Consider the following 20746-nt stretch of genomic DNA (forward strand, 5'->3'; position numbering starts at 1 on the left):
CAAATCAGGATAACGACCAAGGGAGCATATATGGACCCATCCGGTTTGCAAGACATTCGATAGCGATTTTGAGAAGAGTTCATTGCACCCATATATCCGGCCTGTTATTGAGGGATTCCTCTGGCCCTGATGGATATCTGCTTCTACTGTCCTTATCATCCTTGCGGCTTCATTATGAGCCTATGCCCGACTAAGGTTTTCAGTAGATCAGTCTGACTGTCTCATCATCAAATCAAGTGTCTTAGCAACTTGCTGGCTGGTTAATTATTAGCATTTATTGAATCTATTCAGCACTATACTGGAAGTCGATATTCTTCGTCATGCGCCGCGATAACCCATGCCATTCTCGCGAGTTTATTGGCGACGGCTACACAGGCTCGGTTAAAACCTCGGCGTTCTGCTAACTGGATTGCCCAGCAACTAAATTTATCCTGTTTATGACAACTGTGCTGTAACACCGCTCTGGCGCCGTGGATGAACAGGGTGCGTAAATACGCATTTCCCCGCTTGCTTATCCCAAGGAGGTTATCTTTACCTCCGCTGCTGTGTTGTTTGGGAACCAAGCCACACCAAGCTGAAAAGTGCTTGCCATTAGTGAAGTCTTTACCATCACCTGCGGCGGCATAAAAGGCAGTAGCGGTGACTGGGCCAATACCAGGGATAGTTTCTAAACGCTGGCAAATCACATTGTTCTTAGTTTCAGTGAGCACTTGAACGTCACAACCCTTAAGCCGTTTTTCTATATCACTAAATTCTTCATATAACTGATAAAAAATGGCCCGACCTTTGGTAGTCAGCGCATTGGTTTCATCCGCTAAAATATCTGGGAACTGTACTTTAAAAGCCGATTTACTTTTGGTCATCACAATGCCGTATTCCGCTAACATCCCTCTGACTTGATTGATTAAGGCGGTTGATTGTTTAGTTAATCGTTCGCGCATGCGGTGGAGCAGTTGCACATCTTGCTGCGCGACGCCTTTGGGTTTTACAAACCGCATGTTGGGTCGCTGCGCAGCTTCAGCGATGGCTAAGGCATCGTTGTAGTCATTTTTATTACCTTGCCGAAAAGGCACCACAAATTGAGGTGCGATTAGCTTGACGTTATGGCCCAACAGCTCAAATTCTCTGGCCCAGTAATTTGCTCCACCACAGGCTTCCATCACAATTAGGCACGGCTCAATTTGAGCAAGAAAGGGAAGCAAGTCTTTGCGTCTAAGCATTTTCTTTTTAATTAACTTGCCAGCTTTATCGACACCAACAAGATGAAAAACAGACTTTGCGATATCTAAACCAATTGTAGTAATCTTCATAAGTGGACCCGTCCTCTTTCTGATGAGTTTTAGCGACTACATCGTGGCCCATTGCGAGGCCGATTAAAAGTGGATGGGTCCATTCCATTATCCATGTTGATTATCAATCCTAAATCGATACTGCCATGTTATAGTCCCTGCAGGGATAATACGAACGCTTAAGCCGTCGCGGTCTGCAAGCTCTGGTTTCTCTAAATATGGATTGCCGTTTATTGCACGTAACCAATTGTCAGATAAAGACATTTTAATTACCCTGTGTACATGTGATTTTAGCTAATCTGACGCAGAACCCAATATATACAGATTATGTACTCACATCGAAGAGCTGCATACTAAATTGATGTGAATGACAACGAATCCAATTAAAGCAATTTAACTACTGATAACATGAAGTTACATGCTTTAGAGAACGAAAATAAATGAAGATGAAAGACGATAAAGCAGGGTCGATTTTTTGGCACGACTACGAAACATTTGGAGCGAACCCAGCGAAAGACAGACCCTCGCAATTTGCTGGCATTCGCACGGATTTAGATCTCAATATCATCGGCGAGCCTGAGACATTCTATTGTAAGCAAGCCACTGATTATTTGCCGTCTCCGGAAGCAATATTAATCACAGGGATCACTCCACAGTTAGCTAATTTAAAAGGCATCCCTGAAACTGAGTTTATGGGACGAATTCAAGCGCTATTTAGCCAACCAAACACTTGTGTTGCAGGTTATAACTCACTGCGTTTTGACGATGAAGTGACCCGTTATGGCTTTTATCGGAACTTTATCGATCCCTATGCCCGTGAATGGCAAAATGGCAACTCTCGTTGGGATATCATTGATTTAGTGCGCGCTTGTTACGCATTTAGGCCTGAAGGTATTAACTGGCCGACAAAGGAAGATGGCTCTCCGAGTTTTAAGCTAGAACATCTGACCCAAGCGAATGGTTTAAGCCATGAGAAAGCCCATGATGCTATGTCTGATGTGTATGCAACCATCGCCATGGCAAAACTCATTCGCGAGAAACAGCCTAAGTTATATCAGTACTATTTTGACCTGCGCCGTAAGCAAGCGGTTAGCGATCAAATCGATGTGCTCAATATGCAGCCTTTGGTTCACGTGAGCTCTAAAATTAGTGCGCGCAATGGTTGTGCAACGTTGATTTCACCCGTAGCGCACCATCCTACTAACAAAAATGCCATTATTTGCGTTAATTTAGCCATGGATTTAACGCCGCTATTCGAGCTAGATGTCGAGCAAATTAAAACGCGCATGTATACGTCAAGAGCCGATCTTGCCGAAGATGAATTACCTATCGCAGTAAAACAAATTCATCTTAATAAGTGCCCTTTTATCACCTCGGCAAAAATCCTCAGTGATGAGCATGCCGTTCGTTTAGGCATAGATAAAGAATTTGCCAGAGAGCAGTATAAACGCCTAAAACGTCACCCAGAATTACGCGAAAAACTGGCGCTATTATTTGAGCACGATGACAGCAGAGTGACCACAGATCCCGATTTGATGCTGTATTCTGGTGGGTTCTTTAGCCAAGCTGATAAAGCAAAAATGGAAATCATCCGTCATACCCTACCGCAAAATCTAGCGGCGTTAGATTTGCAGTTTGATGATCCACGTATTCCTGAGATGCTGTTTCGTTACCGCGCCCGTAATTACCCTGAACTACTCGATGATACAGAGTCGCAGCGCTGGCGTGAATTCTGTCAAAGTCGCTTAGCCGATCAAGACTACGTACTTAAATTAGAAAATTTGCTACAAGAAACACAAGCGGATGAGACTAAGCAAAAGCTACTTGCTGCCCTTTGTCATTATTTGCGTGAACTTTAAGTTGTGTAAATTCAAGCTTAAGTCTTTTGTTTTATAGTCTTAAGCTTATTTGTGTGCACCAATAGACTCACTCTATACGTGAGTAACATAAGTTTATCACTCTCGATAGCACTGACATTGACAGCGTATAAACGCGAGCTAACTCGCATTTATGCTGTAACAAAATTACTAGAATGTTCTTCCATGAACTTAACAAATAAGGAATAGGGAAATGCAAGATAGATTCATTCGTAGCATAACCCAACTGCCAACGCCGTTAGCCGATGCACTTATCCCAATGTTGCACCAGAATTTTGCTGGATACATTGATGCGCAGCAACTTGCTACGCTAACAAGTGCAAGCAAAATGACCGAAGCAGAAGTGTTATTAGCATTACTGCCGATAGCAGCGGCATTGGCCAAACCGCCTATCAGTGAGTTTTATGTCGGCGCGATAGCCAAAGGTAAAAGTGGCGATATCTACATGGGGGCCAACTTAGAATTACCCGGTGAAGCGTTATTTCATTCTGTCCATGCAGAACAAAGCGCTATCAGCCACGCATGGCTCAGTGGTGAAAGCCAAATTGTTGATATCATAGTTAATGCCAGTCCTTGCGGTCATTGTCGTCAGTTTATGAATGAACTGGTTGAAGGGAGCAAGATCTGCATTCATCTACCCGCACAGGAAAGCCATCCTCTGGCCTATTATTTACCCTATGCTTTTGGGCCAAAAGACTTAAATGTCACTTCGCCCTTAATGGCCAAGCAACAAACTGAATTTGCTCTAGACAGTGCCGATCCTATGATCATAGAAGGCTTAGATCATGCAGGTTTAAGCTATGCACCTTACACCCAAAGTTTTGCCGCTGTGGTATTAGAAACCCATGATGGCGCAACCTATTGTGGTCGCTACGCAGAAAATGCGGCATTCAATCCTTCTATGCTGCCTATGCAGATGGCCTTATCAAATCTGGCGCGCCACAATCGTGAGTTTAGCGATATCAGCCGTGCGGTTTTAATTGAGTCATCTCAAGGAAAAATCAGCTTAGTTGGCGCGACTATGGATGCGCTCCATACCGTTGCCGCCATCGAACTTGAGCACATAGTGGTAGATCCAGTGTAACGTCTGCTTCAAGATGCCAAGGTGCTTCAAAATGCCAACGGCGAAATACGTTAATGCGTATTTCGCCGTTCGATTATCCACTTAAAGCTTAAAAATCAATTATCGTAAGCAATTCTGACGGCTAATCATACTCCATCCTGTCTTCTACTAACCACGTCATTGAACTTAGCCAGATACTCCCCCTTACGCTCCTCCATCCTAATAAAACAAGCTTGCCGCTCCACTTCCGACATAACGCGCCACGCTAAAATTTCATCAAGATGCCTGAAACAACCTAAACAAATATCTTGCTGATCTAAACAACAATTTCGAATACAAGGAGTTACATTAGGATCATTCTGACCAGACGGCATATTCATTGCCACAAGGTTCAACAAAATGGAATCGACGGCCTCCCGGAAAACTAAAGATGTCAGCTGTGATAATGCCACCAGCTGTTACGACAGCCGTCAGAGTCAATTCTAAGTTCTGGCTGTAGATCACAATCAGCGGGCAACCTTTTGCGAGGGTGAAATTCACGTCGGCTTGATAGAATCCCCCAGTAATGCCGACATCCATAAAGCAACTGTATTCAGGGCCATAATCGACATAGGTCCATCCAAAAACCTGGCTAAAAAAGGCCTTAGAACTCGCAATGTCGCGACTTGGGATTTCCAAATAATTGATACTGTGGTGACGGTTCATAGACTTCCTTGCTATTTAATCAGGGCACAAAATGATGAACATAAAATGCGTAAGTAAAAATGGGAGCCAAAGCTCCCATTCTATTCGCGGCTTTAACTCAGGTTAACCTTGGATTAAGGCTGCGGCAAGTCCAATCAGACCGCCAAACACGCCGCCCCAAATCACTAACCAACCTAAGTGCGTTTGGATCATGTCCTGAACGATTTGTTTCACCATTTGTGGTGTTAACTCGTTTAATCTTTGTTCCACAATGTTAGCAATTTTAGTTTGCAGATCGGCCATCACATTTGGCTGTTCAATTTCTTGTTTCAGCAACTCGTGAAATGCATCGCTTTGTGCCATTTCAACTAAAGAAGCTTTCATCTTTACAATAAACGGCTCTTTTAACGGCAATAAGGCATCTGTGCCACCAAACATAGACAACATGCCGCCAAAGGAAGATTGGGCGACTGTGCTAATTAACGCATCAAAAGAAGGCGCTAAATCAACCTTTTCAATCACTGGCGCCAAGTCTATTTTACTCAGCCCTTCTTTTTCAGACAGGAATCGGTCGATATTTTCAGTGGTAAAAAACTGTTTCATCATCAAATGAGCAATGCCCGCCTTAAACTCTTCAAAACGAGAAGGCACGACTCCCGAACCATAGAGTCCGGGGACTTTCTCAAACAACATATAAACTGCAACCCAGTTGGTAATTGCACCCGATAAAGCAAATAATCCGACATTCAGGACAATTGCCGAATTCATCAGGTAACCCACTACGACCAAAGCAGCCGCCAATAAATTCGTCACTAAACTCTTATTCAATCTCATATCCCCTAAGGTGGCATCGATAAGATGCAAAACTCGCCTATATTAACAAGTTAACGGGAGTCAGGTCTAACACTCAAACCACAGTAAACAAACCCGTTTTAAAATCTGTTTTCAGTGCTAAGTCTTGGCGCGAGGGGCAAGATGAAGCCCATCAACTAAGCCGCAGCGCCACTGAGCCACAAGAAGCTGATTAGCCAGCACCAAATAAAGTGAATCTCCTTGTAGAACATTAAGTTAATTTAATGTTTGCCGACCTAAAAAACGCAAAAATTTTAATTTACCGTCTGTGAATTATCAACTTACCTCAACTACACTCAATCAAGATAACGTACAAAAAATATGGCTCAAAATACAGACGGTACTGAACACTGACAGTTAACCTCGGCTCAATACACAAAATTTACCCAAAATAGAATAAAGGATGCGCTTATGGAATCGGCTTTTAACACTGCAGGGGCGTTAAGTTGGCATGAATTGACAACCAATAATACCGAAGAAGCTATGCACTTCTATGCTGAGATTTTTGGCTGGCACTTTAAAACCGTCAAAATGCCCCACGGCAATTATCATATTATTGAAAATCAGGGCGTCAGCATTGGGGGGATCACAGATAGTTTGCTCCCAATGCTTCCCTCACATTGGACTGGCTACATTACCGTTAAGGATGTCGATCAAGTCGCTATCAGCGCAAAAAAACTTGGCGGGGATATTCTGTTTGGTCCTGAAGATATACCCGAAGTAGGCCGTTTTTGTTGGATAAAAGATCCACAAGGCGCCATTATTGCAGCGATTAGTTATTTAAATCGCTGATCAAAAATAGCCTCCAATATAGCGAGTATTGACGACTCAAATCATCAGCCATAAGCTGAAACACATGTAGTTATCAATGTAGATGATAGGTTACCACTCAGGAACGTCTTAGATCAGAAGACGTTATTGTCTGTGTAATACCAAGATTTCATTGGTAAAAATATAAATAATTTCTGGAAAAATTAGCATTATTCGCTAGAATGTCAGTACTTATGGAAGTTTTTCCCTGTCTTATGCATTGGAGCCTTGATATTAATGCTGACCCAGTTATCGCAATTCAGACACTCTTTTTTTGCCCTCCCAAGATACCTGCGAGTGATTATTTACCTCACAGCAGTCTACCTTAGCTATGTCTGCACATTAGGTTTAATCCTCCCCTATGCGATAACCACGCTGGCACCAGAAAAACTCTCAACTCTGCTCGGTCGTCCCGTCACCCTCGGTGATATACGCATTAACCCTTTTAATTTCAAAGTCGAAATCGACCAACTGGCCATTAAAGAAAAAGACGACAAACCTTTTGCTGGAATTGCACAAGTCCAATTCGAAATACACTTTTGGCGATCTGTTTTTAATCGCGCCGCCGTTATCGAAAACATACACATACAAGCGCCCTACGCACATATCATTCGCGGAGAGAAAAAAGGGAAAGCTGGATTCAACTTCGACGATATTCTGCAGACCCTGAACGAGCATTCATCCACGAGCACAGAAACAGCCCCCACAGAAACCAGTTCACCCGTTCGTGTCCTGCTCAGCCAATTTGTGTTGGATGCAGGACAATTTAACTTCGATGACAAAATTACCCATGCTCAAGTGAACTACCCCAATATCAATCTAAAACTCAGTTCCCTTGATACTGAATATTTGATGGCGGCATCATCGGCATCGATAACGCCAGCCATAAAAGTAAACAAAGTTGATAATACGACAGCAAACACCCAATTAACGTCTGACTCACCCATTGTGCCTATCAAGCACAATCACTATGCGATCCAACTCAGTGATGATCATGCTGGTGAAATCAGTTTGCAGGGGCAATTCCAATTGTTCCCGCTAAAAGTTGCGGGTGACATCCAAATCGCCAAACTGAAACTGACACCACTATGGCGATTTATCGACGATCAATTTAATCCCGTCCTCACGGATGGCGAACTCAGTATTAAAACTCAGTATCAAGTGGATCTTGCCGAGAATGGTGAGTTACAAGTCACCAGCAACAATGGCCAGTTTATTGTTGAAAAACTTAATATTAACGACAAAGATCGCTCAGTGGTCAAACTCCCCATGTTTGCCCTCGACGGCATTTCAGCCAACTTGAAGCAGCAGAAAGTGCATATCAACAAACTCCACAGCGATGGCCTAACAATGAGTGCCATTTTGAACCAAGACGGGCTCGATCTTGTTGGCTTGTTCATTCCTAAATCGTTAAGCGCCTCCACAACGACTACGCAGCCGGTTGCTAAACCAATCGATGCTAAGCCAGCAGATGCTCAATCGCTAGAGCGCGTACAAGTTGCGCAAGTGGAAGAAAAACGTCAAATAGCAGAGACTGCCACTGATGCAAGCGATAGCGCAGACAAAGTAACGAAAAGTGAATTAGCCGCAACTAACGAGAGTGATAAAACAGAACAAAAGACAGAAGCGACCGCAAATGTCACCACTGATGCCACTAAAGAAACCGCTGCAGACATCGCTTCAGAGGCAAATCCTCAACAGCCAGTCAAGCAAACACCTGAGACACCTTCAAAAGACACTTGGTTAGTGCAACTCGATGCGCTCAATATTGAAAACTATGACCTTAATCTATCGGAACAAAAGCTAACGGCAACGCCGCAGCAATGGCGAGTGTATCCGCTTAATTTTTCAACTAAGGTCATAACGAGTACCTTAACCGCTCCGATTGAATATGAGCTACAACTCAGCCTCAATGATCAAGGTACTTTGAGCTCTCAAGGCCAAGTCGATGTGACGGGCGAAACCATAGATGCCAATATCCAACTCGATAAGCTGGCATTAACCCAATTTCAGCCCTATTTAGCACCCTACGTGAATATCCAGCTCAAGAGCGGTCTATTAAGCTCAGCAGGCAAGCTGACCGCCGATGCTAAAGGCAAAGCCATTTACGGTGGTAGTGTTGAGCTCGATGATTTAGCTATTCATGACAAATTGCGTAATGCTCCACTAGTCAAATGGCAAAAGATGAATATCAATCAACTGGATTTTGACCAACAGAAAAATCAAATCAAAATTGATCACTTAGCCTTTAATCAACCCTACGCCAAAGTGGTGATAGCCAAAGATAGAACCACTAATATCAGCGATCTTATCGTTGAGGCTCCGGCTGCAAATAGCAAGACAACTAAAAACACAACCACAGCCAGTGCTAAGCAAACCGAGCTGCAAACGGCAAGCAAGACAACGCCTGAGTTAAGCCTCGATATTCAAAAAATTAGCTTTAGCCAAGGCTCAGCTTACTTTGCCGATAACTCACTGACACCAAACTTTGCCTCAGGGATTGAGTTACTTGAAGGTAATATCACTCACTTGTCGTCAACGCCAGGGACTAAGGCCTCGGTCGATATCAAAGGTAAAATAGACAAGTATGCGCCTGTAACCCTAAAAGGTGATATTAACCCTTTGCTAGATATGCCATATTTAGATCTCGATTTAGTCTTTAAGAGTGTTGAGTTAACCTCAGTCAATCCTTACTCAGGCACCTATGCGGGTTACTACATAGATAAAGGGCAGCTATCGTTATCGTTGAACTATCAACTCGATAAGAACAAGCTCAAGGGCAGTAACCATCTAGTCATAGACCAACTGAAACTTGGTAAACCCAGTGACAGTGACCTTGCCACTAGCTTACCCATCACGCTCGCGATTGCCCTGCTGCAGGACCGTAACGGCGTGATTGATTTAGGCATGGAAGTCTCTGGCGATTTAGACTCACCTAGCTTTAGTGTCGGCAGCATCATAATGACGGCGATTACCAATGTGATCACTAAAGCCGTCACAGCGCCCTTCACTTTCTTAGCAGGACTCATAGGCTCTGACGAAACCTTAGATAAGATCAGCTTTGCCGCAGGCAAATTCAACCTAAGTGAAGATGAGCAAAAAAGTTTAGACAAACTCGCTAGCGCCTTACTCGACAGACCTATGCTCAAGCTCAGCGTTGAAGGGGAAGTCGATGCCATCAATGACAGCCAAGCCATTGCTGAGCGCATCATGAAGCGTAAATTGGCTAAATTAGCCAATATTGAATTTAGTGCGTTACCTGATGATTTAAGTCCGAGTCAATTCCCGACCCAAGGGCCGCTTGCCGATGCGCTAGTAAAGCTTTATGAACAAGAAGTTAAAGCCGATCCTGCCCAAATAAAAGACACTGTTATCGCAGAGGCCAAAGACGCGCAGCTTTCAGATGACGAAATCACCACCCGCTGGCATATCGCTTTATATAATCTGTCGGTAAAAGCACAGAATGTTAACGATGGCATGTTGGGTAATTTAGCCCAAGAAAGAGCAAAAGCCGTTAAAGCTTACCTTGTGGACGTGAAAGAAATTGCTCCAGAGCGGATCTTCTTGCTCGAAAGCCGAGTGAGTTTAACCCAGAATACAGCCCAAGTGAGCCTCACCATTGATGCTCAATAACTTAGCCAATTAACTGCTTTTTATATAAAACTAAGCCCGCTAAAGTTCGACTTTAGCGGGCTTTTACCTTATGGCTAAGCGTCATAACCAATCAAAAAACCATTCTTCTACAATCAAATCATCTATCTGTTAATTCACTCTAAAATGTTGGCCGTGCTTGGTGCCATAGGTTACACTCTGCGGCCTTTATACAACTGAGATCACAGTTTTAAACGACTGGAACCCAGACTCGCCGCACGCTTTCTGTGGCGCCATGACGCACAAATGTTCTTCCACAAAAATTATCATTAAGGTCAATAACATGTTTATCATTCGCTGGATTTTAGGCAGGATTGTTCTGTTTTTAAACTTCGTATTTAGCCCTAAGAAGCGCCAACGTCCACTGGCTGAGCAACAAAAAATTGATGCTCAAACTCAAGCATTAGCCCTGTATCAATATCCTGCATGCCCATTTTGTGTAAAAGTCCGCCGTGCAATGCGTCGCCAAGGACTCAACATAGTGACCCACGACGCTAAAAAAGCGCCGCATAAAGATGAACTCATCGCTCAAGGCGGCAAACAGCAAGTGCCTTGTCTGCGGATTGAAGAAAACGGTCAAGTACAGTGGTTATATGAATCAAAAGAAATCATTAACTACTTAGACCAACGCTTCGCCTAAATCACGGCGCAACGGTCAGCGCAAATATACAAATAAGTGCGTCCAATAACCTTTTCAATAGTCTGTTCTATGGGCCCTTACAAAGGGCTTTACGTTGGAATGACGAGGTTTCGGGCGCAGTTCTTTTATTGCGTTGTTTTATCACATTCTTTTATCGCATTTACTTACGCCACAAATATTCACGGTCAGAATAATCAAATAACCACTGGGGCTGATACACCACCAATAGCGTCACCGCCATGCCATTAAGCAATGCCTCTGGGAATGCCAGCAAAGGGATGAGCATCAGGTAGTCGTCCACTAACACATTCCAATCGTAATCCGCTGCAGACCACAACCACGTCGCCCAACTCAATTGATGAAACACAGTTGAGAGGCCCGCATTGATAAAACCACCGACGAAGATGAATACAAAAATATGTTTAGGAAATAAATGGTAACTGCGACTGTATAGGATAAAACACAGAAACAGCGGCACAGCCATAGCGAACAAACTAAAAGCACCAAAATCAGCGGGCTGCTTTAATACAAAAAGACTAAAAAAAGCGCTAGGCAACAGCAACACTAGAGTCGCAAGACGCCAGCCGAACATCAGCATACAAGTGACAATTCCCAGAAAATGCAGATGCAACCCAGTTTGAATACTGGCATTTAACGACCACAGTGCATTGATCCCCACCAACGTCAGCAACAAACGTAATTGGAGATGTTTATCCCGCCGGAGCTGCACTAACTCTTCTTTTGGCCATATGGCGTAGATCCATAACGCCAAGAACATAAGACATATACCTTGAGTCAGGCTAATATCCCATTCGATTTGCGCCCATTTATTCGACCAAAACGCCAACATTACTCGCCCATCCTTAATCCATTACACCTATCGGCGCGTACTCATCCTATGAGAATGCCATAAATCCATGAACTTTAGGGCCATATTAAGGTATTCTTCTGCCAGTTAATAACTAAGAGTTAAATTTGATTATGCCGTTTCGATATCTCAGCCTTGCCATCTTAAGTTGTTTCTCGCTCATCGCCTGCAGCAGTGCGCCAATTGACCCGAGTGAACTCGCCGGAAAATTACGGGATAAGTTAACGACGGATATTAAAAGCGATGGCCTTAAACTCTTCAGCTACAAAGCGCGGCTGGTCGATGAAAAGTCGACAATGAATGATACAGAGCGCCCTTTTCCACACGAGGCACGCATACGTAATATGCAAGATCCCCGTGAGCAACGTCGTGCGATGCAAGATCTACAGGACTCATTAGAAATTTGGGGGAGACAGGTTGATTTAGGTTTAATCAAAACCCTTGAAATGACGGGTTATTGCCGCGAAGGTTATATTGAATTAAGCCGAATTATCGAGCCCGGTCGAGGAGAAATCCGCGGTGAGTGCCAAGAGGGTGCAACCAATGCTGATAAACAAAAATTTATGAGCTATTAACTAAACTCAAAGTAATGAAGAAACGTGCACAGTTACCAATACAAAAAACTTAAATCGGCTAAAAATAGCTAAAACGATAATAAGCAGAATAAAAAGCAAGCATGCGCGTATGAGACAATACGCGCATTCACATCACACTAGACTGATTCGGTCAGTGGCACAGCACGATTTTCCAATAACACAGGGATACCTTCAGTGATCGGATAGGCCAGCTTATCAGCCTTACAAATCAACTGCTGCGTCGTTTTATCGTACTCAAGTTTTCCCTTACACACAGGGCAAGCCACTATATCTAACAATTTTTTATCGAATGCCATGGAAGTTTCCTTGTTTAGCTGCAGCCACCTCGCGAAGACGTGCGAGCAGCTGTTCATCAAATTGTGGGGATAGCTTGGCATCGACCGCCAAATACCACCAGTTTTCTTGTGCAAAATCGCGACATTTAACCGCATCTTTTTCTGTCATCAACAGTGGCAAACCTTGGGCTAAATCACCTAACTGGGTTTTATCGTAGGCCTGATGGTCATCAAAACCATGGCAGAAGGCCAGTTGATAGCCTTGTGCGCGTAACGATTCAAAGAAACGCGCTGGATTACCTATGCCCGCCATCGCAACGAGCGGCAAAGACTTATCGAAAGTATTTTCACCAGACATCGCATCACATTTAACAGGCTTCACTGCCGTAGGTGTCAGTTGCATTTCGAACTGCCCTTTTGCCGCTGGGCCGCCATTACTGACGATAAAATCCACGGTATCGAGACGCCACGCGCCTTCACGCAATGGACCTGCTGGCAATAGCAAGCCATTACCTAAACCGCGCTGACCATCAATCACCACCAGCTCAATATCGCGTGCCAGAGCATAATGCTGTAGGCCATCGTCACAGATGATGACATCGACACCAAACTCAGCAATAAGCGCATTAGCCGCATCGACCCGTTTAGCGCCAACCACCATGGGCACTTGAGTACGCGCCACTATCATGGCAGGTTCATCACCCACCTCTGCCGCACTTGCACCTAAGCAAACCGATTTAACGCCTTGAATATCAACACCGTAACCACGACTGATCACACCGGGGTGAAATCCATGTTGGCGAAGTAATTCAATCAGATAAATCACAGTTGGCGTCTTACCGCTGCCACCGACGGTAATATTACCGACGACGATGACAGGTACAGGCATTACAGTTTGTGATTTCATCCCTAGGTGAAACAAAGCGCGGCGCACATAAGTGATAACCGCGAATAAGCCAGATAACGGTAACAAGAGCCATCGCAGTGGATGGCCCTGATACCAGATTTTATTCACTAAGGCCTGCATCTAACTACCAAATTGCATTTGGTATAATTTGGCGTACATGCCATCTAATTCCAATAGTGTTTGGTGCGTCCCGCGCTCGACGATACGCCCCTGATCGACTACTAAAATCTGATCGGCACTTTCGATGGTCGACAACCTGTGGGCGATCACTACAGATGTGCGGTTTTGTCTGAGGTTATCTAACCCTTTTTGAATGGCTTTTTCTGACTCAGTATCCAGTGCGGAGGTCGCTTCATCGAGGATCAACACAGGCGCATCACGTAGCATAGCGCGCGCAATCGCAATCCGCTGCCTTTGACCACCGGACAATAACACACCATTCTCACCCACTTGGGTATCAAGGCCTTGGGGCAGCTGATCAATAAACTCCATCGCATAAGCTAAGGTTGCAGCTTCAATGATCTGCTCACGAGTGGCTTCACCTGGATAGGCGTAAGCGATGTTATTGGCAATCGTATCGTTGAATAAGGTCACCTGTTGCGATACCAGTGCCACTTGATTGCGCAGCGATTTTAGCGAGTAATCGTAGATGCTGACGTCATCAAGCAGAATATCACCGGATTCAAGGCCCGTATAAAAACGGGTCACTAAACTCGCAATAGTCGACTTACCTGAGCCAGAACGTCCAACTAAGGCTAAGGTTTGCCCAGGTTTGACTTCAAAATCGACATTCTCAAGTGCACGACGATCTTGGCTGTCATAGGTAAAACACACATTATCAAAACGTAAATGCCCCTTAGCACGCTCAACAGTATAAGTTCCCGTATCGGACTCTGGCAGCGTATCCAGTAATTCAAACACTGTGGTACAAGCCGCAATACCCCGTTGAAATTCGGCATTCACTCGGGTTAAGTTTTTGATGGGCTGTAACATGGCCATCATAGCGCCAAGAATCGTCGCGAAAGTACCCGCGGTAAGATCGGCTTTCATGCTGTCTAAGCTTGCCGCATAAAGTACAAAGGCTAAGGCGAATGAGCCAATAATCATGATCAAAGGCTGACTAATGGCTTGTGCCACAGCTAACTTCATATTTTGATGGCGGTTTTGATCGTTTACTTTAGCAAAACGGGTTGCTTCTGTTTCCTGTCCACCAAAGGCCAATACGTTTTTATGGCCTTTAATCATTTGCTCCGTAGTCGCACTCACCCCGCCCATGGCTGTTTGAATTTGCTTAGAGACCTTGCGGAAACGACGACTAACCACCGCAATGACCATGCCCATGATAGGACCAATCACAAGAATACAGAGGGATAGCTTCCAAGAGTTATAGAACATCAGCACCAGCATACCAAACACAGTCACACTATCGCGGACTATGGAAATCAAAGCACTTCCCGATGCTCTGGCGATTTGCTCAGTATCGAAGGTGACTTTTGAAATCAAGTTACCGGTATTTTCCTTATCCATATAACTGACAGGCAGGCTCAGATAATGCTCAAACACTTGCTGACGCATGTCCATGATCAAACGTGCACTCATATATGAAATGCCGTAAGTCGAAACAAAGTTAGCAAAGCCACGTAGGGAAAACATAACGATAACCACAAGCGGCGCCATCATAAGCACGTCGTTGTTTGCGTGGAAACCTTCACTGGTTGGCAATGCTATGCCGTTGGTCACCGCAGCAGGTGCGCCGCCGGAGAAACCCTTATCAATAAAGGGGCCGATGAAAGCGATAAAGGCGGCATCGACGAGACCATAAATAATTAATCCCGCAACTGAAAGCATAAACATGCCTTTCATCTGTTTTATATAGCCCAGTAATCGTTTGAAAACTGTCCACATTTCGTCTTTAGGAGATGTTGTCATTGATAACACTAAATTATGGCAAAGTAGGCATTCTACTCTGGATTAATCAAGTCACCAAATCTAAACAGAGAGTTGTACCAAAATGGCGCTAAATCACCACGATAGGTCTTAACCTCTCGCTCAGACTGCTGAAAAATCACACTAATCTGCCCCTCTATACCTGTAGTTAGGCCCATAATCTCCCGTTGCTGATACCGTTCAACCACTGTGGATTTTGGAAACCCCCAGCGATTAGCAAAACCAGCAGGAAACAAGACTAACTTGGGTGCAACAGCATCAATAAAGGCTTCAGTTGACGAGGTTTTACTGCCGTGGTGGGGCGCAACAAGCACTTCACTTTGTAACTCATACTCACCACTTAAGGTACGACTTAATAGCGAGGTTTCGATTTGCTTTTCGATATCCCCCGTAAGCAGTAGACTCTGCCTGTCATCATCAATGCGTATAACACAGGAACCATTATTACCCGCTAACGCTTGAGGCGGGGAAAGCAAATTCAAGCTCAGCCCTTGCCATTGAATCTGCCTTGGGCGGCAATCTTGGCCGCTAAAGCCTGCCACGTCTGTGATCACTAAAGCCTTAGGGTAAGCCTCAATCAAAACAGGGGCACCACCTGCATGATCGTTATCGCTATGGCTGATAACAATATAATCAATCTCTTGAATGCCTTTGGCTTTTAGGAAAGGCAATATCACCCGCTCCGCATAACTGAAGTCATCACCAAAGGCGGCACCGGTGTCGTAAACCAGCCCTCTACCATTCTTTTCAATAACCACAGCTAAACCTTGGCCCACATCCAGTAAATGCATAGCCCATCGATTATTTTGAACGGGTGACCACAGCGTAATACAGAAAAGCAAAGCGGGAATAAACAGTAAACTCAGCAGGCTTAACCAAGAAGTATAATTTTTATTTTTAGGCACATAGCGCCATAACACACCACCGATGAGTGCGGATAACCCCAAGGCTAATATCGTATCTGAAAGCGCTAACCAATGGGCTGGCAATTGCTGGCTTATGTCTAGCAACTGCGAATAGGGTGATAAACTCCAATCACTTAGGCGAAGCAGTCCCAACCAAGAGAACCCAAACGCTGTACCAACCCACCAGCATATAAATCCCGCCATAGCGAATGGGATAACAACAAAACTAAACCATGGCACAGCTAGGATATTCATCCATAAGCTGTGTAAACTCACACCACCAAAGAGTGCTCCTTGCAGTAATCCAAGCCCAAGGCTCAAGCGCCACTGGATGGCCCAAAATTGCAAAAGCCCCGCGCCTACACGCGTCCTTCGAGTCGACACAGCCGTAAACTCTTTGGGCTGGATGACTAAGGTATATAAAATCACCCCTAAAGCACAAAACGACAGCCAAAATCCCGCACTTAAACAAGCAAGCGGGTCGAGTAACAATACGACAAACAATGCAAACAGCAAGCGCTCCCACGCAGTAGAAAATCGCTTTAATAAACTCAGTAGCATTAACAGTAAAATCATCACGAGTGCACGCTGAGTCGACACACCAAAGCCTGCAAGATAGGCATAAAATGCTGCGCCTATACCTGCCGCGACTAACGCAAAAGTCATATTTCGTCGACTCTGATGTGACACAAAACGACTCAATCCAAACAAAAGGCAAGCGTATACCCATGCCGCGACAACGGAGAGGTGCAAACCGGAAATCGCCACTAAATGGCCAGTGCCAGTCTGCCTTAGTGCTTGCCAACGAGCTTGTGAGATCAAATGCTTATCCCCCAAAAGCAAAGCGAGTAAAATGTCACCTTGAGGTAAAGAGGCTAATTCAGGTGTCAATGCGCTTATGAGGTCATTACGCAATGAAGGCGAAACCGCAAGTAACTGCGCCTCAATCACTCGTCCTTTACCGACAACATGTTGACTGATTAATTGTTTTTGTTCGTTGTAGCCGCCTTGATTTAGCACGCTAGTAATGCTCTTAGGTGTCAACGTAAACAGCCAAACCTGACCCACATCGACTTCTGGCGGATCTTTCCACGTGAGTCGCAATTTTGCGTTTGGCCCTAAGATTAAATTTGGTTTAATGAGCGATATATCCAAACTTAGCCAGTCGCTGTTTCGACTAACTAGTGATATGATTTCGCCCCTTACCTGTATAGGTTGTTGTAACACTGGCAAATCCTGCCTAGATAATCCTAAGCAAAAACCAGTTAGCCATGCTACCGCAAAGAGCCCACCTGCACAGACAGGGATTTTTCGGTGTAAGATTAACGCCCCAACAACAAGGTAGGGTATGTAACTGACTGGCGGCAGCGAAGGCCATAACATCGCTGATAACAAGATGGCACTAAAGCCAAACATGAATCGATTCATAGTGAATTAAGTTAAGACAGCAATTTCAGCATATGCCAAAAAAATTAATTAAAAGATTTATGCCTAAGCCTGAAACCTTGCGTGAGCATAAACACTTACGCATGTTCGGACGCTTGTTACATAATCCCAATCTATGGGCACTTAATCGAAAATCCGCCCCAGGCGCATTTGCCGTAGGGTTATTTGTCGCTTGGATCCCCATGCCATTTCAGATGGTTGTTGCAGCGGCTTTTGCCATTCTATTTAATGTTAATATTCCCGTTTCAGTTGCATTAGTATGGATAACCAATCCCTTAACTATGCCAGTGATGTTTTATGGGGCGTATTTGCTCGGAGCTAAAATACTCGGCCATGCTCCGCAAGATTTTGCCTTCGAAGCAAGTTGGCAATGGATTGAAGCATCGCTTGCGACTATAGGTCCGGCATTCTTACTCGGGTGTCTCGTGCTAGGAGTGGTTTTTTCCGCTGTCGGTTATTTGCTGATTAATAATCTGTGGAAATATTCAATTATGTTTAAGTGGCAGAAACGCAAGAATAAATAATCTTTTATATTCAAACCGCTTATGTTGGTACAACGATTGAGTCGAGGTAACAGCATAAGCGGATTAACACATTCGCTCTCGCTTCCCTTTTGTTCATCATGTGAATCACCTTCTACAATACAACCACGTTAACTCCACTTTGCGCCGAATTTAAGATCGTACATATCTGTGAATTAAATCACACAGCGGCACCTAGCTTTTCCCTAAAAACAGATTTTTGCTGTTACTATTTATAAAAACATCAAGTAGGGAATATCCATGCCTTTTTATCATCAATATGGTTCTAAAAGCCTCAAAGCCGTTGAACACTTAGTCCTATTTATTATTGCCATTGCCACCATAGTCGCAATAGGCCAAGAAATTGTGCATATCATCTCTGTACGTATGGTCGCACTGGCCGATTTACTCTTGTTATTTATTTTCTTAGAAGTGTTAGCCATGGTGGCTAACTACTATGAATCCGGTAAGTTACCAGTACGTATGCCGCTTTATATTGCGATTGTCGCCTTGGCCCGTTACCTAATCTTAGATATGAAGAGCATGGAAGACTGGCGTATCGCAGCAATATCATTATCGACGCTAATTTTAGCGGCAACCGTGATTGTGATTCGTTGGGGCCAATTAAAAATGCCTTATCCAAAAAATCAAGAATACGACAATTAATCAAATACCTGAGTTGGTGCTATTGAAACCTAAATCAATGGCACCTGCTGTTCTCGTTTTAAAACTATTATCAAAGACCTAGCTTTCACATTGGTATTCTGCCAAAAAGCAATTATGCTAGTTTTACTGAGATCAATAATTTACGGGGCAATTGAGTTATGGGTGACCATACTACTGGTTTTGAAGAAAAACGCACATCACTGCGAGTCGACATGGAAGCAGAGCGTGTGGTCTTGAATTGGATCGACACTCAAGGCATGAAGCAAACTGATGAAGGTGTGTGTATCGACTTAGCAAGACGCGGCATTTTATTCGATTATAAAAATCCGTTTGCACTCGGGGAACTCATCGAAGTGACCTTTAATCCCAATTCAACCCAACAAAATACCGTTAAAGGACAAGTCTGCCGTTGCGCGAGATGCCATGACCAAAGCTACCATATTGCTATGCAACTGCTTTAATTTAACTTAAATTTCGCAGCTTTAATGGCTCTGTTCTACACTCAATGAATTGAACAATTCATTAAGGGGCGTCAGTATGATCTTGCTGGTAGGTGGTGAAAAAGGTGGTAGCGGAAAAAGTTGTCTCGCTCAAAATCTTGCCGTTTATATTAAGCAAAAATTTCAGGCAAACGTCCTCATGGTCGATTGTGATCCCCAACGCACGACTTCAGATTGGATCCAAGCAAGAAATAATGATCCAAGCCTCCCAAGCATTAATTGCATCCAACTTTACGGCAAGATTCGTAATGATTTACTCAGCCTCAATGAGCGTTTTGACTACGTAATTGTAGATTGTGGTGGCCAAGATAACTTAGCCATGCGCGCAGCTATGTCGGTAGCGACTTATGTTGTGATCCCCCTCAGACCTAAAAGACGCGATCTCAAAACATTACCCCACATGGAAGACATGCTAAGTACTTGTAAGATGGTGAATCCTAAAATGATCGCGACTATAGTGCTCACCCAATGCCCAGCGCTTCCCACACAGTTTAAACGCATTTTAGAAGCCAAAGATGTGGTGCAATCCTTTGGACTAAGGGTGCTAAATTCAGTTACATTTTGCCGAAATATTTATGATGACAGTGAAGAAAGAGGCTCTTCAGTCGTCGAAATAGAACCCGATGGGAAAGCAGCCGATGAGATCCGCGCCATAGCGGATGAGTTATTCGCAATGCCACCAGAAAATAGCTATGAGCTTAACTGATCTTAAACGTAAGAAACCTAAGCAAATCACCAAGCCGGTTTCTGTCGATGATTTCATTGAAGATGCCAATAACTACGCCTTAGGTAAGGCGAGTTTATTAGCTGCGCCCACCACACATACCATAGTTAAGGGCTTAGATAAAAAATCGACTAAGATTTATCGCCACGCGACCTTTACCCTCACTGAAAACAGCATTTCTCAGCTTGATGCCCTATCGAAATCCACCAATATTGCAAAATCTCGATTACTGCGTATTTTGATCAATGAATTTACCCAACTCACACCCGCACAGCAGGAGCAAATTGCAAATAAGCGCCATGATGAAGCCTAAGCTTCAACAAAATAATTACACATCTAAGTGACTAAAAACTAACCAGCGAAATAAAATGAGTACGCAATGGTCACTGTGTATTATACCAATCACATTAAATAGTTAGTCAGTTCAGAGCCTCACGGGCATCTCAATCCAAGGCGCATTGACGCAGAAATGGTCATTCCCTTTTAAGTAATGTAACACCGGAGTGGAATGCCTGTGGCTCCCGA

The 20746-nt window shown here is 44.1% G+C and carries 21 protein-coding genes; 11 read left to right on the top strand and 10 right to left on the bottom strand.

Annotated elements, in window-relative coordinates:
* Window positions 1–293: 293 nt before the first annotated feature.
* Together L5M28_RS09435 and L5M28_RS24220 are read right to left on the bottom strand one after the other, a co-directional pair.
* A complete protein-coding gene (locus L5M28_RS09435) occupies window positions 294–1310 on the bottom strand; it encodes an IS110 family transposase (protein WP_263198163.1) in 1017 nt (338 codons plus the stop codon).
* 87 nt (window positions 1311–1397) lie between these two features.
* Complete coding sequence (locus L5M28_RS24220; protein ID WP_411569171.1) at window positions 1398–1553, bottom strand: Arm DNA-binding domain-containing protein; 156 nt, start codon at window positions 1551–1553, stop codon at window positions 1398–1400.
* A gap of 176 nt (window positions 1554–1729) precedes the next feature.
* Here L5M28_RS24220 and sbcB point away from each other — a divergent pair, with 176 nt between their 5' ends.
* Both sbcB and cdd read left to right on the top strand, forming a co-directional pair.
* A complete protein-coding gene (gene sbcB, locus L5M28_RS09440; protein ID WP_263198166.1) occupies window positions 1730–3148 on the top strand; it encodes an exodeoxyribonuclease I in 1419 nt (472 codons plus the stop codon).
* A 211-nt stretch (window positions 3149–3359) separates the two neighbouring features.
* Window positions 3360–4250: a cytidine deaminase gene (gene cdd, locus L5M28_RS09445; RefSeq protein WP_263198168.1), complete on the top strand. Its 891-nt coding sequence runs from the start codon at window positions 3360–3362 to the stop codon at window positions 4248–4250.
* 125 nt (window positions 4251–4375) lie between these two features.
* Here cdd and L5M28_RS09450 read toward each other — a convergent pair whose 3' ends face one another.
* The 3 genes from L5M28_RS09450 to L5M28_RS09460 all read right to left on the bottom strand — a co-directional run bounded on the left by L5M28_RS09450 (window position 4376) and on the right by L5M28_RS09460 (window position 5741).
* Window positions 4376–4609: a DUF1289 domain-containing protein gene (locus L5M28_RS09450; RefSeq protein ID WP_028760391.1), complete on the bottom strand. Its 234-nt coding sequence runs from the start codon at window positions 4607–4609 to the stop codon at window positions 4376–4378.
* Complete coding sequence (locus L5M28_RS09455; protein WP_105252887.1) at window positions 4584–4934, bottom strand: VOC family protein; 351 nt, start codon at window positions 4932–4934, stop codon at window positions 4584–4586. The genes L5M28_RS09450 and L5M28_RS09455 overlap by 26 nt, the downstream gene beginning before the upstream one ends.
* A 102-nt stretch (window positions 4935–5036) precedes the next feature.
* The gene (locus tag L5M28_RS09460; RefSeq protein WP_105253144.1) at window positions 5037–5741 is read right to left on the bottom strand and encodes a DUF445 domain-containing protein; all 705 of its coding nucleotides are present in this window, start codon (window positions 5739–5741) and stop codon (window positions 5037–5039) included.
* A 435-nt stretch (window positions 5742–6176) separates the two neighbouring features.
* Here L5M28_RS09460 and L5M28_RS09465 point away from each other — a divergent pair, with 435 nt between their 5' ends.
* The 3 genes from L5M28_RS09465 (at window position 6177) to L5M28_RS09475 (ending at window position 10866) form a co-directional block, all read left to right on the top strand.
* Window positions 6177–6557: a VOC family protein gene (locus L5M28_RS09465; RefSeq protein WP_263203181.1), complete on the top strand. Its 381-nt coding sequence runs from the start codon at window positions 6177–6179 to the stop codon at window positions 6555–6557.
* A gap of 255 nt (window positions 6558–6812) precedes the next feature.
* Window positions 6813–10208: a DUF748 domain-containing protein gene (locus L5M28_RS09470; protein ID WP_263203183.1), complete on the top strand. Its 3396-nt coding sequence runs from the start codon at window positions 6813–6815 to the stop codon at window positions 10206–10208.
* A 301-nt stretch (window positions 10209–10509) separates the two neighbouring features.
* Window positions 10510–10866, top strand: a complete 357-nt coding sequence (locus tag L5M28_RS09475; protein ID WP_263203186.1) for a glutathione S-transferase N-terminal domain-containing protein — start codon at window positions 10510–10512, stop codon at window positions 10864–10866.
* Window positions 10867–11026: 160 nt separating this feature from the next.
* Here the strand turns inward: L5M28_RS09475 and L5M28_RS09480 are convergent, their stop codons facing one another.
* A complete protein-coding gene (locus L5M28_RS09480; protein WP_263203188.1) occupies window positions 11027–11716 on the bottom strand; it encodes an energy-coupling factor ABC transporter permease in 690 nt (229 codons plus the stop codon).
* 131 nt (window positions 11717–11847) lie between these two features.
* Here L5M28_RS09480 and L5M28_RS09485 point away from each other — a divergent pair, with 131 nt between their 5' ends.
* Window positions 11848–12309: a hypothetical protein gene (locus tag L5M28_RS09485; RefSeq protein WP_028760398.1), complete on the top strand. Its 462-nt coding sequence runs from the start codon at window positions 11848–11850 to the stop codon at window positions 12307–12309.
* Window positions 12310–12446: 137 nt separating this feature from the next.
* Here L5M28_RS09485 and L5M28_RS09490 read toward each other — a convergent pair whose 3' ends face one another.
* The 4 genes from L5M28_RS09490 to L5M28_RS09505 are packed head-to-tail and all read right to left on the bottom strand — an operon-like array spanning window position 12447 to window position 17792.
* Window positions 12447–12626: a Trm112 family protein gene (locus L5M28_RS09490; RefSeq protein WP_006081200.1), complete on the bottom strand. Its 180-nt coding sequence runs from the start codon at window positions 12624–12626 to the stop codon at window positions 12447–12449.
* Window positions 12613–13632: a tetraacyldisaccharide 4'-kinase gene (lpxK, locus tag L5M28_RS09495; protein ID WP_263203189.1), complete on the bottom strand. Its 1020-nt coding sequence runs from the start codon at window positions 13630–13632 to the stop codon at window positions 12613–12615. Before lpxK ends, L5M28_RS09490 begins: the two co-directional genes overlap by 14 nt.
* On the bottom strand, window positions 13633–15441 hold the full coding sequence (gene msbA / locus L5M28_RS09500) for a lipid A export permease/ATP-binding protein MsbA (RefSeq protein WP_219252834.1): 1809 nt from the start codon (window positions 15439–15441) through the stop codon (window positions 13633–13635).
* 32 nt (window positions 15442–15473) lie between these two features.
* A complete protein-coding gene (locus L5M28_RS09505) occupies window positions 15474–17792 on the bottom strand; it encodes a DNA internalization-related competence protein ComEC/Rec2 (RefSeq protein WP_263198180.1) in 2319 nt (772 codons plus the stop codon).
* Window positions 17793–17824: 32 nt separating this feature from the next.
* Here L5M28_RS09505 and L5M28_RS09510 point away from each other — a divergent pair, with 32 nt between their 5' ends.
* The 5 genes from L5M28_RS09510 to L5M28_RS09530 all read left to right on the top strand — a co-directional run bounded on the left by L5M28_RS09510 (window position 17825) and on the right by L5M28_RS09530 (window position 20534).
* On the top strand, window positions 17825–18334 hold the full coding sequence (locus L5M28_RS09510; protein WP_028760402.1) for a DUF2062 domain-containing protein: 510 nt from the start codon (window positions 17825–17827) through the stop codon (window positions 18332–18334).
* 258 nt (window positions 18335–18592) lie between these two features.
* Window positions 18593–18997 (top strand): phosphate-starvation-inducible protein PsiE, encoded by a 405-nt coding sequence (locus L5M28_RS09515; protein ID WP_263166792.1) that lies wholly within the window; start codon window positions 18593–18595, stop codon window positions 18995–18997.
* Window positions 18998–19155: 158 nt separating this feature from the next.
* Window positions 19156–19458, top strand: coding sequence for a PilZ domain-containing protein (locus L5M28_RS09520; protein WP_105252894.1), 303 nt, complete (start codon window positions 19156–19158; stop codon window positions 19456–19458).
* Between the two features lie 76 nt (window positions 19459–19534).
* Complete coding sequence (locus tag L5M28_RS09525) at window positions 19535–20203, top strand: AAA family ATPase (RefSeq protein WP_028760405.1); 669 nt, start codon at window positions 19535–19537, stop codon at window positions 20201–20203.
* Window positions 20190–20534 carry a replication protein RepA gene (locus L5M28_RS09530; RefSeq protein ID WP_263198182.1) on the top strand — a complete coding sequence of 115 codons (345 nt, stop codon included), beginning with the start codon at window positions 20190–20192 and terminating at the stop codon, window positions 20532–20534. Before L5M28_RS09525 ends, L5M28_RS09530 begins: the two co-directional genes overlap by 14 nt.
* Window positions 20535–20746: the final 212 nt, after the last annotated feature.

This window comes from Shewanella sp. SW32 (genome assembly GCF_025653365.1).
Taxonomy (GTDB): Bacteria; Pseudomonadota; Gammaproteobacteria; order Enterobacterales; family Shewanellaceae; genus Shewanella; species Shewanella oncorhynchi.